This window comes from Pannonibacter sp. Q-1 (assembly GCF_054073275.1).
In genome coordinates, this window is the sequence record NZ_JBSXNB010000003.1 from 635,133 (window position 1) to 650,525 (window position 15,393).

The 15,393-nt window shown below is 62.8% G+C and carries 13 protein-coding genes; 4 read left to right on the forward strand and 9 right to left on the reverse strand.

The genetic code is table 11. From position 1 onward, the window contains the following. The first annotated feature begins 106 nt into the window (after positions 1-106). Genes ACVNHC_RS10795 through ACVNHC_RS10805 form a run of 3 tightly spaced genes read left to right on the forward strand, consistent with a single transcriptional unit; the run spans position 107 to position 2,998 of the window. Positions 107-1,000 (forward strand): carbohydrate ABC transporter permease, encoded by an 894-nt coding sequence (locus tag ACVNHC_RS10795; RefSeq protein WP_050473088.1) that lies wholly within the window; start codon positions 107-109, stop codon positions 998-1,000. Further along, positions 993-1,910, forward strand: coding sequence for a carbohydrate ABC transporter permease (locus tag ACVNHC_RS10800; protein WP_457167245.1), 918 nt, complete (start codon positions 993-995; stop codon positions 1,908-1,910). Before ACVNHC_RS10795 ends, ACVNHC_RS10800 begins: the two co-directional genes overlap by 8 nt. A gap of 2 nt (positions 1,911-1,912) precedes the next feature. Then, complete coding sequence (locus tag ACVNHC_RS10805; RefSeq protein WP_050473086.1) at positions 1,913-2,998, forward strand: ABC transporter ATP-binding protein; 1,086 nt, start codon at positions 1,913-1,915, stop codon at positions 2,996-2,998. Positions 2,999-3,063: 65 nt separating this feature from the next. Here the strand turns inward: ACVNHC_RS10805 and ACVNHC_RS10810 are convergent, their stop codons facing one another. The 9 genes from ACVNHC_RS10810 to ACVNHC_RS10850 all read right to left on the reverse strand — a co-directional run bounded on the left by ACVNHC_RS10810 (position 3,064) and on the right by ACVNHC_RS10850 (position 13,452). Beyond that, positions 3,064-3,771, reverse strand: a complete 708-nt coding sequence (locus ACVNHC_RS10810; RefSeq protein WP_457167246.1) for an alpha/beta fold hydrolase — start codon at positions 3,769-3,771, stop codon at positions 3,064-3,066. Between the two features lie 259 nt (positions 3,772-4,030). Beyond that, a complete protein-coding gene (locus ACVNHC_RS10815) occupies positions 4,031-5,755 on the reverse strand; it encodes an ABC transporter substrate-binding protein (RefSeq protein WP_457167247.1) in 1,725 nt (574 codons plus the stop codon). Positions 5,756-5,821: 66 nt separating this feature from the next. Continuing rightward, positions 5,822-6,106: a DUF2160 domain-containing protein gene (locus ACVNHC_RS10820; RefSeq protein WP_050473085.1), complete on the reverse strand. Its 285-nt coding sequence runs from the start codon at positions 6,104-6,106 to the stop codon at positions 5,822-5,824. Between the two features lie 2 nt (positions 6,107-6,108). Next, positions 6,109-6,945, reverse strand: coding sequence for a carbohydrate ABC transporter permease (locus tag ACVNHC_RS10825; protein WP_208977629.1), 837 nt, complete (start codon positions 6,943-6,945; stop codon positions 6,109-6,111). Positions 6,946-7,018: 73 nt separating this feature from the next. Next, the gene (locus tag ACVNHC_RS10830) at positions 7,019-7,888 is read right to left on the reverse strand and encodes a carbohydrate ABC transporter permease (protein ID WP_457167248.1); all 870 of its coding nucleotides are present in this window, start codon (positions 7,886-7,888) and stop codon (positions 7,019-7,021) included. A 3-nt stretch (positions 7,889-7,891) separates the two neighbouring features. After that, a complete protein-coding gene (locus ACVNHC_RS10835; protein WP_457167249.1) occupies positions 7,892-8,962 on the reverse strand; it encodes an ABC transporter ATP-binding protein in 1,071 nt (356 codons plus the stop codon). Positions 8,963-8,975: 13 nt separating this feature from the next. Further along, on the reverse strand, positions 8,976-10,058 hold the full coding sequence (locus ACVNHC_RS10840) for an ABC transporter ATP-binding protein (protein ID WP_457167250.1): 1,083 nt from the start codon (positions 10,056-10,058) through the stop codon (positions 8,976-8,978). Positions 10,059-10,138: 80 nt separating this feature from the next. After that, positions 10,139-11,905, reverse strand: a complete 1,767-nt coding sequence (locus tag ACVNHC_RS10845; protein ID WP_457167251.1) for a thiamine pyrophosphate-binding protein — start codon at positions 11,903-11,905, stop codon at positions 10,139-10,141. A gap of 44 nt (positions 11,906-11,949) precedes the next feature. Continuing rightward, a complete protein-coding gene (locus ACVNHC_RS10850; protein WP_457167252.1) occupies positions 11,950-13,452 on the reverse strand; it encodes an FGGY-family carbohydrate kinase in 1,503 nt (500 codons plus the stop codon). A gap of 215 nt (positions 13,453-13,667) precedes the next feature. On the opposite strand from ACVNHC_RS10850, the gene ACVNHC_RS10855 reads away from it, so the two are divergent. Further along, complete coding sequence (locus ACVNHC_RS10855; RefSeq protein WP_457167253.1) at positions 13,668-15,386, forward strand: glycerol-3-phosphate dehydrogenase/oxidase; 1,719 nt, start codon at positions 13,668-13,670, stop codon at positions 15,384-15,386. Positions 15,387-15,393: the final 7 nt, after the last annotated feature.

A 15,393-nucleotide genomic window follows, 5' to 3' on the forward strand; every position in this document is an offset into this window, starting at 1 on the left:
CGCAGCGCCCGGGCATTTCAAAGACCTGGAACATGCGATCCGGTTGATGCGCGGAGCCTGGAGTTCCGCGCAGACCAGACCTATCAACAACAGAGGGGCCGCAAACATGTCACCGCATGGCAAGCCGGCAGGATTGCTCAAAAACCTCAGCGCCAAGATAGCTGCGATCCCGATGGTCGTGACTGCTCTGGTCGTGTTCATCGGCTTCTCGGCCTGGACCATCACCTATTCGTTCACGAACTCACGGTTGCTGCCAAGGGCCGACTGGGTGGGCCTTGCACAATATGAAAGACTGTGGAGCACCCGCAGGTGGGTCATCTCCATCGAGAACCTGGCCGTCTATGGCAGCCTGATGCTCATTATGTCCCTGGTGCTCGGCTTTCTCCTCGCCGTCCTCATCGATCAGAAGATCCGCTTTGAAGACAGCTTCCGGACCATTTTCCTCTATCCCTACGCGCTCAGCTTCATCGTCACCGGCCTTGTCTGGCAATGGCTGCTGGATGCCGAGTTCGGCATCCAGGCCGCCGTGCGCAGCATGGGCTTCGAGAGCTTCACCTTTGATCCGCTCTACAACGCTGACCTTGTGCTTTACGGCGTACTGATTGCTGGGCTCTGGCATGGCAGCGGGCTTGTCATGTGCCTGATGCTCGCAGGTCTGCGCGGCATCGACGAGGACATCTGGAAAGCCACGAAGATCGACGGCATCCCCACGTGGAAGACCTATCTGTTCGTGGTGATCCCGATGATGCGTCCCGTCTTCATCACCACGCTGGTCCTCGTCACCTCCGGCATCATCAAGCTCTATGACCTGATCATTGCCCAGACGGGCGGCGGCCCCGGCCTGGCATCCGAAGTGCCGGCCAAGTTCGTCTTTGACGCCATGTTCGTCTCACAGAACCTCGCACAAGGGTTTGCGGCATCCACCATGATGCTGGTCGCGGTGATTTTCGTGATCATTCCCTGGGCCTATCTCGAATTCGGAGGCAAGAAGCATGGCTGACGCAAAGCTGGCCCATCTGCCCGCAGGTATTGCCGGCGCCCGTGGCCCGAGGCCCCGCCCGGCGCTCACCCGCCGCAACATCGTCCTGTACGGAACGCTCCTGTTGCTGGCGTTCTACTACCTGCTGCCCATCTACGTCATGGTCATGACCTCGCTGAAGGGCATGCCGGAGGTGCGGCTGGGCAGCATTTTTGCCCCGCCGCTGGAGATCACCTTCGAGCCCTGGGTCAAGGCATGGGCGAGCGTTTGCACCGGCCTGAACTGTGACGGCCTGTCGCGTGGCTTCTTCAATTCGGTGAAGATCACCGTTCCCTCGGTCATCCTGTCCATCGCGGTGGCCTCGGTGAACGGCTATGCCCTGGTGATGTGGCGTTTCAAGGGAGCGAACGTCTTCTTCACGATCCTGATCATCGGCGCCTTCATTCCCTATCAGGTGATGATCTATCCGATGGTGATCCTGCTGCGCGAGATCGGCCTTTATGGCAGCATCTGGGGCCTGGTTCTGGTTCACACCATCTTCGGCATGCCGATCCTGACCCTCCTCTTCCGCAACTATTTCTCATCCGTGCCGGAAGAACTTTTCAAGGCCGCCCGAGTGGACGGGGCCGGCTTCTGGAAGATCTATCTCAAGATCATGATGCCAATGGCACTGCCAATGTTCGTCGTTGCGGTCATCCTGCAAACAACCGCCATCTGGAACGACTTTCTTTTCGGCGTCATCTTCACGCGGCCGGAGAGCTACCCCATGACGGTCCAGCTGAACAACATCGTCAACTCGGTAACCGGCGTCAAAGAGTACAACGTCAACATGGCGGCCACGCTTCTATCCGGCATTGTACCCCTCACCATCTACCTCATTTCGGGCAAACTCTTTGTGCGCGGCATTGCGGCCGGCGCGGTGAAAGGATGACCATGCAACCGAGTGTTTCCATCAAGGATCTCAAGCTCGACTTTGGCTCAGTCTCAGTCTTGCGCAACCTTAACCTCGACATCGGCAATGGCGAGTTCCTCGTGCTGCTTGGCTCCTCCGGCTGCGGCAAGTCCACATTGCTCAACTGCATCGCCGGACTGCTCGAACCAACGGACGGCAGCATCTTCATCAACGGGCAGAACGTCACCTGGACCGAGCCGTCCAAGCGCGGCATCGGCATGGTGTTTCAGTCCTATGCGCTCTATCCGCAGATGACCGTGGAAGGAAACCTGAGCTTCGGACTGACGAATGCCAAGATTCCCAAAGACGAGATCAAGCGCCGCATCGCCCGCGCAGCAGGCATCCTGCAGATCGAACCGCTGCTGAAGCGCAAGCCATCCGCCCTGTCGGGTGGCCAGCGCCAGCGCGTCGCCATCGGCCGGGCCCTGGTGCGCGATGTCGATGTTTTTCTGTTCGACGAGCCGCTTTCCAACCTCGACGCCAAGCTGCGCGCAGACCTGAGAGTGGAGATCAAGCGGCTGCACCAGTCGCTGAAGAACACCATGATCTATGTGACGCATGATCAGGTCGAGGCGATGACACTTGCCGACCGGATCGCCATCATGAAGGGCGGCGTCATCATGCAGCTTTCGAGCCCCGATGAAATCTACAACCGTCCAATCAACAAGTACGTGGCGGACTTCATCGGCTCTCCGTCCATGAACTTCCTGCAAGGGGTGCTGAAGCGGGATCCGGCTCCACGCCTCCGCCTGGGTGCAATGAACATTCCGCTGGACGGCTACGGCTTCACACGTCCCGAGGCAGAGGGCGAGGTCTGGTTCGGCATCCGCCCCGAACATGTGCTGTTTGCCGAAGCGGCCCGCAACGCGCCGGTTTCGGCTGAGGTCAAGGCGGAACTGGTGGAGCCGATGGGCGGGTTGACGCTGGTCTGGACCTCGCTGGAGGGCATGCCCTTCCGCCTGCTGATCGATGGGCAGGCCAAGGTCGCCGTCGGGGACAGCATGCTCATTGGCTTTGACCCTGCCCGCGCGTCGATCTTCGACACCCAGGAAGAACTGCGCATCTGACGCAGTCAGGGGAAACGGAAAAGGGGGCTCAGGGCCCCCTTTAAAACGTCTGCAGTCCCTTGAATTCAGGAAAGAAGCCTGCGGCGGTCCAGCCATCCGGAAATGGCATCCGTCACTTTCTGCGGCTGCTCAAAAGGCAGCAGGTGGCCGGCGCCCTCAATGACAATGGACTCGGCATCCTGAAGCAGCGCAGCGATCTGCCCATGCGTCTCTTCCGTCGACAGATGATCCTCGCTGCCGGTCATGAGCAGAACCGGAAAGTCAAAATCAGCCAGATACAGAGAAGCGTCAGGCCGGGCGAGCAAGGCGCGGTTCTGGCGCTCGTGAACTTCGGCCGGGCATTCCTCAACCATCTGGACAATCTGCTGCAGCAGGGCCGGGTTCTGGGCGTTCCCGGTGGAGAGGACTTTCGGTGCCCAGTTCCGGGCATAGGCGCCCATGCCCGCATTGCCTTCCGCGATACGGGCCAGCCGCTTGGGCTCCTCATCTTCCGAAGGGCCGTCATGGCCGGTGCTGGACAGCACCATGGCGATGATCCGTTCGGGCGCGAGCCGGCCCATTTCCATGGCAACGCGGCCGCCCATGGAATGGGCGAAAATCACCAGTCCGCCGGTCGTGGCCTCAAGCGCCCTGCTGGCCATGCCGGTCAGCATGTTGTCCTGCGTGGTATCAGCCACGTGGACAGCGTTGAAGCGGTGGCTGACGGCCTTGGCAATGGGCGCCCAGGTGCGGTCGTCCGACATGATGCCAGGAATTGTCACGAGTGTCGTCATACGGCGGTCTCCTTAATCGCGGCGGCGCGTCCGCAAAACATACCGCAAACACCGGGTCAAAAATGGACCGAAAAGTTTCGTCCAGCCTAACAGCCAGGCAGGGTCACAAGCCGATTTTCACGCATCACCCGGCACATTCTAAGACGAAGCCGCAGCGGGATTGAGCGTCCGCGTGGCATAATCTGCTGCCCGCAAGGACAACGGCCAGAATGCGGGAAGCATCCTGGCCGTCAGGGCCGTCAGACCGGTCTGGGTCCGGTCACTTGAGCCAGCTCTTCACCAGCTCGTCGTAGTTGACGGTGATGGGCTGCTCCTTCTCGTTTTCGATGGGCAGCTGTGGAGCGAGATTGCCGTTCTTCACCGCATCCTCATGCCAGTACTGAAGGTCATGCTCGTCGGCCAGTTTCGGGCCGAGATCGCCCTGCACCCCGGCGCGCTCCAGACGGGAGAGCACCTTTTCCTGTTCGGCGCAAAGCGCGTCCATTGCTTCCTGCGGGGTCTTGGTTCCCGCTGCCGCATCACCGACGGCCTGCCACCAGAGCTGGGCAAGCTTGGGATAGTCCGGCACGTTGGTGCCCGTTGGCGACCACTGCAGGCGGGCCGGGGAACGGTAGAACTCGACAAGGCCGCCCAGTTCCGGCGCACGCTCGGTGAAGCTCGGATGGTCGAGGGTGGACTGGCGCACGAAGCTGATCGCCGTGTGGCTCTTCTTCAGATCCACCGTCTTGGACGTGACGAACTGGGCATAGAGCCAGGCCGCCTTGGCACGGTCATCCGGGGTGGATTTCAGGATCGTCCAGGCCCCCACATCCTGATAGCCGAGCTTCATGCCCTCCTTCCAGTAGACGCCATGCGGGGACGGTGCCATGCGCCACTTCGGCGTGCCGTCCTCGTTCACCACCGCAAGGCCCGGCTTGACCATGTCGGCCGTAAACACGGTGTACCAGAAGATCTGCTGGGCCACGTCACCCTGCGCCGGGATGGGACCGGCTTCCGAGAAGGTCATGGACTGCGCCTGCGGTGGAGCGTATTTCTTCAGCCAATCCAGATATTTGGCAACAGAATAGACAGCTGCCGGGCCGTTGGTATCGCCGCCACGGGCAACGCAGGAGCCGACCGGGCGGGAGTTCTCGTCAACCTTGATGCCCCACTCATCCACCGGCTTGCCATTGGGAATGCCCCTGTCACCGTTTCCGGCCATGGAGAGCCAGGCATCGGTGAAACGCCAGCCGAGTGACGGGTCCTTCTTGCCATAATCCATATGGCCGAAGACCTTCTTGCCGTTGATCTCGCGCCCGGTGAAGAACTCGGCGATATCCTCATAGGCCGACCAGTTCACCGGCACGCCGAGGTCATAGCCATACTTGTCCCTGAAATCGGCCTTGTTCTTCTCGTCGCTGAACCAGTCGTACCGGAACCAGTAGAGGTTCGCGAACTGCTGGTCCGGCAGCTGGTAGAGATCGCCATCCGGAGCGGTGGTGAAGGAGGTGCCGATGAAGTCCGCGAGGTCGAGCCCGGGGTTCGTCACGTCCTTGGCATCGCCCGCCATCCACTTGGTCAGGTTGCGGGCCTGCTGGTAGCGCCAATGGGTGCCGATCAGGTCGGAGTCATTGACATAGGCGTCGTAGATGTTGTCACCCGACTGCATCTGCGTCTGCAGCTTCTCGATCACGTCCCCCTCGCCGATCAGATCATGGCTGACCTTGATGCCCGTGATCCGCTCGAACGCCGGTGCCAACACCTTGGATTCATAGTCATGGGCGGTGATCGTTTCGGAGACGACGCGCAGCGACAGGCCCTGGAACGGCTTGGCGGCATCCACGAACCATTGCATTTCCGCTTCCTGCGCTGCCCGGTCGAGAACGGACATGTCCTTGATTTCGCTGTCAAGGAATGCCTTCGCCTCGTCCATGCCCGCCTGGGCCTGACTGACCCCCAGCACGAGCGCAAGCAGGCTTGCCGATGTCATCATGTGCTTCCGCATGTTTTCCTCCCATAGCGTATGCACCATCACTCCCCCCGGCAGAGAGCTCCGCCGGGTCCCTACTCGCTAAACGAAGCGGAATACGCCGATGGCGTAGACGGCCGAGAGTGCGAGAGCCCACCACAGATCCGGGCCGCCGAAGCCAAGCCAGGCTATGTTGATGAAAGCGCTGCCAAGCAGCGAAATGAACAGCCGGTCTCCGCGCGTCGTTGTCATGCGCAGGATGCCGTAGCGCGGGTTGCCGCCGGGCGAGACATATTCCCAGATGCCCATGCCGGCGAGCAGCAGCCCGATCAGGACGAAGAACGCGGCCGTCTGCCAGGTCCAGGCCATCCAGCTGAGATCGATCATGATTACACCCTCCCCAGTGCAAAGCCCTTGGCGATATGTTTGCGGACGAACCAGATCACCAGCGCGCCCGGAATGATTGTCAGCACCCCGGCCGCCGCCAGCACTCCGTAGTCGAAGCCCGTGGCTGAGCTGGTGCGGGTCATTGCTGCGGCAATCGGCTTGGCATCGGTTGTCGTGAGGGTCCGGGCAATCAGCAGCTCGACCCAGGAGAACATGAAGCAGAAGAAGGCCGTGACACCGATGCCGGACGCGATCAGCGGCATGAAGATCTTCCCGAAGAAGCGCGGGAAGGAGTAGCCGTCGACATAGGCCGTCTCATCAATCTCCTTCGGCACGCCGGACATGAAGCCTTCCAGGATCCAGACGGCCAGCGGCACGTTGAACAGGCAGTGCGCCAGCGCCACGGCAATGTGCGTGTCGATGAGACCGAAGGCCGAATAGAGCTGGAAGAAGGGCAGGATGAACACCGCAGGCGGCGCCATGCGGTTGGTCAGCAGCCAGAAGAACAGATGCTTGTCGCCCAGGAACCGGTAGCGCGAGAAGGCATAGGCGGCAGGCAGGGCAACGGCGATGCAGATCACCGTGTTCATGACCACATAGGTCATGGAGTTGAAGTAGGTTTCGTACCAGGCCGGGTCCGTGAAGATGACCGTGTAGTTGCGCAAGGTCGGCTGCTGCGGCCACAGCGAGAGCCCGCTCAGGATCTCGTTGGTCGTCTTGAAGGACAGGTTGACCAGCCAGTAGATCGGGATGATCAGAAACAATATGTAGAAGGCCGGGATCAGCCAGCGCAGCGAGCGCGGGCGGCGGCTTGCACCGATGCTGTGTGCCTTGATCATGGCATCGACCGGATAGTCCGGAGCCGTCCGGGTTTCCCGTGTCGTCTGGGTGTCCTGTGTCATGGGGGGCTCCTCAGGTCCGGTCTTCATCGGGCTGGGTGGTGACGGTGTAGAACACCCAGGACACCAGCAGCACGATCAGGAAGTAGATGATCGACATGGCCGAGGCCGGACCGAGATCGAACTGGCCGACAGCAATCTTCACGAGGTCGATGGACAGGAATGTCGTGACGCTGCCCGGTCCGCCGCCGGTGACGACGAAGGGCTCGGTGTAGATCATGAAGCTGTCCATGAAGCGCAGCAGGATGGCGATCTGGAGCACCCGGTTGAGCTTCGGCAGCTGGATGAAACGGAACACGCTCCAGCGCGAGGCTCCGTCGATTTTCGCGGCCTGATAATAGGCATCGGGGATCGACATGAGCCCGGCGTAGCACAGCAGCACCACGAGGCTGGTCCAGTGCCACACATCCATGATGACGATGGTGAACCAGGCATCCAGCGTGTCGCGGCCATAGTTGTAGTCGAAGCCGAGCGAGGTCATCACGGAGCCGAACAGGCCGATATCCGTGCGGGCAAACAGCTGCCAGATCGTCCCCACCACATTCCACGGGATGAGCAGCGGCAGGGACATGAACACCAGGCAGATGGGCACACCTGTGCCCCGCTTGGGCATGTTGAGGGCGATGAGGATGCCGAGCGGGATCTCGACCAGGAGAACAATGGCCGAGAACAGCAGGTTGCGGGCCATGGATTGCCAGAAGCGGTTCGAGGCCAGCACCTCCTTGAACCATTCCGTTCCGGCCCAGAAGAACTCGTTGTTGCCGAACGTGTCCTGAACCGAATAATTGACCACAGTCATCAGCGGGATGACCGCCGAGAAGGCGACGAGAAGAAGCACAGGCAGCACGAGGAACCAGGCCTTGTTGTTCCAGTTTTTTTCCATGGGTCAGGCTCCCAGCTCGACACGCCAGGAATTGGCGTAGAGATTGATGCCGCCCGGGGCGAATTGCACATGGGGCGAGGCAGGCAGGGGTTCATGCTCATGCGCAACGGCTGCAATCTCGCGGCCATCCAGCACCGCGCGCACGATGCGGCGGCGGCCCACGTCCTCCACCTTGCGGATTTGCACCGGAATGCCCTGATCCGAAATGCGGGTGCATTCCGGCCGCACGCCGAGGTCGGTCCTGCCCGGCGGCAGTCCTTGCGCGCCGTGGGGAAGCTCGATCTGATGCGCGCCGATGCGGGCGGTGCGCCCTTCCACGGCCACAGGCAGGAGGTTCATGCCCGGCGAGCCGATGAAATAACCGACGAAGGTGTGCATGGGCCGCTCGAACAGCTCCGCCGGCGTGCCGATCTGCACCACCTGCCCTTCGTACATGACCACCACTTCATCCGCGAAGGTCAGCGCCTCGGTCTGGTCATGGGTGACATAGACCATGGTGTAGCCGAAGCGGCGGTGGAGCTTCTTGAGCTGCGAGCGCAGCTCCCATTTCATGTGCGGGTCGATGACCGTCAGCGGCTCGTCGAAGAGGATCGCATTCACGTCCGCCCGCACGAGCCCGCGCCCGAGCGAGATCTTCTGCTTTTCGTCCGCCGTCAGCCGCCGCGCCTTGCGGTGCGCCCGGCCGGACAGGCCGACCATTTCCAGCGTCTCGCGCACCTTGGCATCGATCAGCCCCGGTTCGACCCTGCGGTTGCGCAGGGGGAAAGCGAGGTTGTCGTAAACGCTCATGGTGTCGTAGACGACGGGAAACTGGAACACCTGCGCAATGTTGCGGTCCTGGGTGGACAGGTCCGTCACGTCACGCCCGCCGAACCTGAGCCGCCCATGCGAGGGATGCAGCAGGCCGGAGATGATGTTGAGCAATGTCGTCTTGCCACAGCCGGACGGCCCCAGCAGGGCATAGGCCCCGCCATCGCGGAAGGCATGATTGATTTCGCGCAAGGCGAAGTCTTCAGGCTTTTCCGGGTTCGGGCGGTAGGCGTGGCGGATGCGGTCGAAGCTGATTTCTGCCATGTCCCGTCCTCCATTATGCGGCCCTTGCGGCCCTGTGCTCGACGGCAAGGCCATCGGTATCGAAGATCATCAGGTCGGAAGCCTTGAACCCGACCTGGATGATTTCCTCCGGATCGTGCTCCTGGACGCCCTCCGTCAGGATCACCCAGTCCTGACCGGCAAAGGTCACGTGGATGAAGCTTTCCGAGCCGGTGATTTCCGTCACCAGAACCTGCGCCTCGATGAGATGGCAGGCGGGCGTCTTGCGCCCCAGGCTGAGATGATGCGGCTGCAGGCCGGCGGTGTAGGCGCCATCGGGAATGTGCGAAAGCGAGCCCGGCACAGGCACCGACAGCCCGCAGGGATGGGTCAGATGCCCCCCATGCTTTTCCATCACCAGCGTGTTGAGTGGCGGGTCCGCGAAGGTGCGTGCCGAGCGCAGGTTGACGGGAGAGCGGAAGACATCGATCGTCCGTCCGAACTGGGCGACACGGCCTTCATGCAGCACCGCCGTGTTGCCTCCCAGCAGCAGCGCCTCCTGCGGTTCGGTCGTCGCATAGACGAAGATCGTGCCCGTTTCAGCGAAGATGCGGGGCAGTTCCTCGCGCAGCTCCTCGCGCAGCTTGTAGTCGAGGTTGGCCAGCGGCTCGTCCAGCAGCACCAGGCTCGCGTTCTTGACGATGGCGCGGGCGAGCGCCGTGCGCTGCTGCTGTCCGCCGGACAGGTTCAGCGGCGTGCGGTCCAGATAGGGCGTCAGCCGCATCAGCTCCGCCGCCCAGCGCACGGAGCGGTCAATCTCCGCCTTGACCCTCTTCTGCACCCGGAGGGGCGAGGCAATGTTCTCGTAAACCGTCAGGGACGGGTAGTTGATGAATTGCTGATAGACCATCGCCACATTGCGGCGCTGCACCGGCACACCGGTCACATCCTTCCCGCCCATGTGGATGGAGCCGGATGTGGGCACATCAAGCCCGGCCATCAGCCGCATCAGGGATGTCTTCCCCGCCAGCGTCGGCCCCAGCAGCACATTCAGCGAGCCGCTTTCGAGTGTCAGCGATACATCGGTGATATATTCGGTCGCACCGGCGCTCCTGCAGACATTGCGCAGTTCAAGCATGCCGTCCTCCTCCCAAAGGTGCTGGTGATGCCAGCGGCAGGCATGGGGTCCCTCTCCCTCCAGAAAGGGACCCGCATCCATCAAAGCTCCGGTGAAATCTTCCAGTCTCTCAGCTTGTAGACGGTGCCCGGACGCGGGCGGACCTGGCCGCCTTCCTTCAGCCGCCGCTTGAAGCTGTGTATCGGCGTGGCCAGATCGTTGATGCGGAACTCCACGACCGAGGGGCCGTCATAGGCAAAGGCCTGATCCAGGGCGGCCTCGATCTGATCGGGTGTCTCGACATAGATCCCAAGCAGCCCCAGACCCGCGCTGGCCGCCGCAAAGCCCGGCCGGGCACTCTGCGTTTCCAGCATGGCCGACTGGACATTGCCGAAGTAGAGCTGCTGCCAGAGCTGGATCCAGCCAAGGCGGCCGTTGTTGAGCACGATGTTGACCACGCGCTGGTTCTGCTGCAGCTGCGTTGCAAGCTCGCCGATGGTGTAGGAGAAGGCGCCGTCGCCGGACACCGTGACCACCCGGGCCTCAGGCCGTGTCGCGGCAGCGCCAATGGCCCCCGGCACGGAATAGCCAAGCCCGCCCTGACCACGGGCATAGAGGAAGTTGCGCCCCGGCTTGCGCGCCGGAATGTATCCGCCGATCCAGCCGGCGGAGAAGCTGGCGTCGGAGACGACGATATCATCCTCGCCGAGACGCCGGCCGACAGCCTCCATGATGCGCGGCGGCGACAGCGGGATCTCCTCGGAGGCGATTTCCAGCTGCTTGGCGGCCTCGCCTTCGGCCTTCACAGCGGCAATCCGCGCCTTCCACTCCGCGTTCTCACCCGGACGAAGGCCGGCTGCGAGAAGCTTGATGGTTTCGCGCACGTCGCCGAAGAGGGAGACGGTCGGGCGGAAGGTGCGGCCATGCTCCAGAGGATCGGAATCGATGACGATCGTGGCCTGTTCCGGCAGCGGCAGCGTCCAGTTCATCGCCGTGTTCTGGCTGGCCTTGGAGCCGCACCAGATGACGAGATCGGCTTCCTTGATCAGCTCGATGGCCGCCCAGGACCCGAGCGGATTGAGGATGCCGGCCGCATAGTCCTTCGTCTCCGGCACCGAGCCCTTGCCGGACAGGGAGGTCACGACAAGACCGTTGAACCGGTCGGCGAAGGCCGTCACGTCTTCTGCGGCATCAGACCCATGCACGCCGCCGCCGCAGACCAGCGCCGGGCGTTTGGCCCTGGCGATCAGATCCAGCGCCCGGTCGATCTCGGAGGCCACCGGCACGGAGCGCAGGTAGGGAATGTGGATGGAGCGCTCGTCCACCACAGGCTTCAGCACGTCCTCGTCCCATTCGGCATCGAAAATGTCATGCGGGATGATGATGGCGACCGGCCCCGGCCGGGGCGCGACGGCGGTGCGGAATGCCGTGCGGATGATCTCCGGGAGGGCCGTGATTGAGGGCACCAGCCAGGCATTCTTGGAGATGGACTGGAAGAACTTGAGCTGGTCAAAGCCCTGACTGGCAATGCCTTTTTCCTTCAGCGTCAGCCAGTCGAGCGGCAGCTCGCCGATGATGCCAACCATGGGGATTGACGCATTCAGCGCCTCCAGAAACCCCGCCGAGAGCAGGTTGGCGCCGGGGCCGACAGTTACGTCACAGACGCCGGGCTTGCCGGTCAGCCGGGCATAGGCATCCGCCGCATAGGCGGCATTACGCTCATCACGCATCAGCACGTGGCGGATGCGGTCCGTCCGGCGGGAGATGCCGTCATGCAGTGCCGTTGTCTGGCCGCCGGGCATGCCGAACACCAGTTCAACCCCGTATTGTGCCAGCATTTCAGATATCAAGTCGCCAATATGCGCCATTGTCCGGTCCATTCATCAGAGAAGACGGGTGGGATGAGGCGGCGTCAGTGAAGCGCCGCAAGATTTTCGACGACGGACCTGTAGACCGTCAGTTTCCGGGCCAGCGCCAGGCAGCGCTCCGGCTGCGGATCGTAGCTGCGCGAGACGCGCACCATCCTTTGCGCTGCCGTGCCAAGATCCGCATGGTGCCCAAGGGCCACAGCGGCACAGATGGCGCCTGCCTTGGCCCCGAACTCGGAGCCATCGGCCACCTCGACGCGCATGTTCAGCGCGTCGGCAAACATCTGGCACCACTGCGCCGACTTCGACGCGCCCCCTGCCATGCGGGCAACCTTCGGCCGCAGCGCTGCGTCCTGCGGCAGCAGGCGGTCGATGTCCGTCTTGTGGGCAAAAACCACGCCCTCGAAGGCCGCGCGCAGCACGTCGCCCAGAGTGTGGCGGGCGCAAAGCCCGATGATGCCGCCCGGCACATGCGAGGGGCCGCCATAAAGGAAGGGCAGAAACAGAATGTCATTGTCCCGCTCCATCGCCTCGGCGACGAGCTTGTTGCCGACCTCATAGATGGACGAGCCCATGGCCTTGGCTCGCGCGCCTTCCGCTTCCAGCAGAGTGGAGAAGATCCACTCCACATTGCTGGCGGAGGTCGCTGCCCCTTCCGTGGCAATGAAGCGGCTGCCGACGGGGAAGGACGACTGAATGAACGGTGGCGGCGTCAGCAGCGGCTGATCCAGAATGATGGAATTGATGCTGAAGGTGCCCGCCACAACGGAGATGAGATCCGGGCTGGTGACACCGGAGGCAAGCGCCGAGCCTGTCACATCGACCACACCCCGGATCACCGGCGTGCCTTCCCTGAGACCTGTCTGGCGCGCGGCTTCCGCCGTCACATGGCCCGCCACATCAATGGACGGGCCGACATCGGGCAGCTTGTCCAGCCAGCGCGGCACGCCACCGGCGGCAAAGGCATCCGTGGCATAGCGGTTGGCGGCGAGATCGAAGATCCCGGCAATGCCGCCATCGGTCGGATCCGTCGAGACCTGCCCGGTCAGGCGGGCACGGATGAAGTCCTTGCAGAAGACCAGCTTCCAGGTCCGGTCATAGAGGTCCGGCTCATGCCGGTCGAACCAGCGCAGCAGCGGGATGGCATGGGTGGCAAACATCCTTGCGCCCACCAGCCGGTCAACCTCGGCCATCTCGCCCGTGCCGCGCATTTCCTCAATCATGGGAAGCGTGCGCGTGTCGGTGGAGACCAGTCCTGGACGAACCGGCTTCAGGTCCCGGTCAATGAAATAGGCTCCCGCGCCATAGCCCGAGGGCGTCACGCCAACCACATCCTCAGGGGGTGTGCCGGTGATGTCCAGCAAGTCACGAATGGCGGTGCAGGCGGCCTGCCACATGGCATCGGGGTCCCGTTCTGTCCAGCCCGGCTTGGGGAACTGCATCCTGTTGGGGCTGCTGCGGCAGGCAATCTCGTTTCCGTCCAGGTCGAACATGGCCGCTTTGGTCATAGTTCCACCGGCGTCGATGCCGATCAGGCGCTCGCGCATGGTAGTCTCCTCCCGTGCGCCGGGGAGGCTCCTCTTCCGCCCCCGGCAATCCCTCCGAACGGCCATTTGAGGCCGTTTGCGCCCTTGCTCGAAGCAAGGTTGTTATAATAAGTTGAGGCTAGGCGAGTTGATCAGACCTGTCAATACGCCTTTGCGTCACTTGTTCCGGGAGGACGGGCAAGGGACAGCGCAGCGGCAAACCGGGAGGACAGAGCATGAGGCAAAGGGAAGAGGCGCTGCAGGCGCTGGAGCGTGGGGAGAGCGGCGATATCCTCATTATCGGCGGAGGCATCAACGGCGTTGGCGTGTTCCGCGATCTCGCCGCACAGGGCATTGGCGCAACGCTTGTCGAGATGGGCGATTTCTGCAGCGGCACATCCGCCGCGCCCTCGCGGCTGATCCACGGCGGGCTGCGCTATCTGGAACAGGGCGAATTCAAGCTGGTGCGCGAGTCCGTGGAAGAGCGCGACAGCCTGCTGCTGAATGCCCCGCATCAGGTCAGCCCGATCCGCGTCTGGGTGCCTGCCCTGTCCTGGGCGGGGGGAACCGTGCAGGCGGGCCTGCGCTTCCTGCGCCTCATGAAGGACCCCGGGCCCAAGGGCGCGCTGATCCTGAAGCTCGGCCTCACCATCTTTGACAGTTTCAGCAACCGCAACCGCTCCATGCCAAAGCACAGGCTGGTCAAGCGGAAGAACGCGCTGGAAACCGTTCCGGACCTTGCCGGCAACATCAAGATCGTCGCCGAATATTTCGACGCGCGGATCACCAGCCCCGAGCGGCTGACGCTGGAGCTGGCGGCAGATGCGGAGAAAGACTGCGCGGGCAGCCTCGCGCTTCCCTATGTCCGGCTGGCGGGGATCGAGGGGGAAACGGCCCTGCTGGAGGACGTGCTCACGGGCCGGATCTACCGCAAGACCTGCCGCTTCATCATCAACTGCGCCGGGGCCTGGATCGATAAGGTGGATGCAAACCTTGGCGTTGCCGAACGGCTGACCGGCGGGACGCGCGGCTCGCATCTGGTGCTGAAGCGTCCGGATCTGGCGGTGGGTCTTGGCGACGTGATGCTCTATTTCGAGACGCCGGATCACCGGGCCTGCCTGATCTACCGGCTGGACAGCGAGCATGTGCTTCTGGGCACCACCGACATCCGCACCGAAGACCCCGGCGACAAGGACACCTCGGAGGCGGAGATCGACTACCTGTTCGAGGTTCTGGCCACCGTGCTGCCCAAGGCGCGCGCCCGGCGGCAGGACATCGCCTTCGCCTATTCCGGGGTGCGCCCCCTGCCCCGGCAGACTGGCGGTGCGGCAGGCTCGATCAGCCGCGACCACACCTTCCGCATCTTCGAGCCTGCGGGCGGGCGCAAGGTGCCGCTGCTGACCCTGATCGGCGGCAAATGGACAACCTACCGGGCCTGCGCCGAACAGATCGCCGATCTGGTTCTGCCCCGCATTGGCGGGACGCGCCGCGTCTCCACAGCAGACCTGCCGATTGGCGGCGGCAAGGAGTTTCCGAAGACCGCGCAGGGCCTGAAGGCACTGGCGGCCGGGATATCAGCATCCGCCGGTCTCAGCCAGGCACGGGCAATGCTGCTGATCAAGCGTTACGGCACGGCGGCAAAGCAGATTGCGCAGGAACTACAGCCGGATACGCCGCTTGAGAGTGCACCTTGCTATTCAAGGGAAGAAATTCTATGGATCACTCGTAATGAGCGCGTCACACGTCTGGAAGACATGATCCTCCGGCGCACGCTGATGGCATTCGAGGGAGTGGCCAGCGACGCCTGTATTGGCGAAGTTGCCGGCATCATGGCCTCCGCCCTGTCCTGGACAGGCGAACGGATGAACCAGGAAGCTGAGGCCACACTCCGGCTGCTGAAAACAAGGCACCGGGTGCAGCTGCAGCAGGGAAAAGCGGCGGGCCCGGCAGGATGAAGGAAAT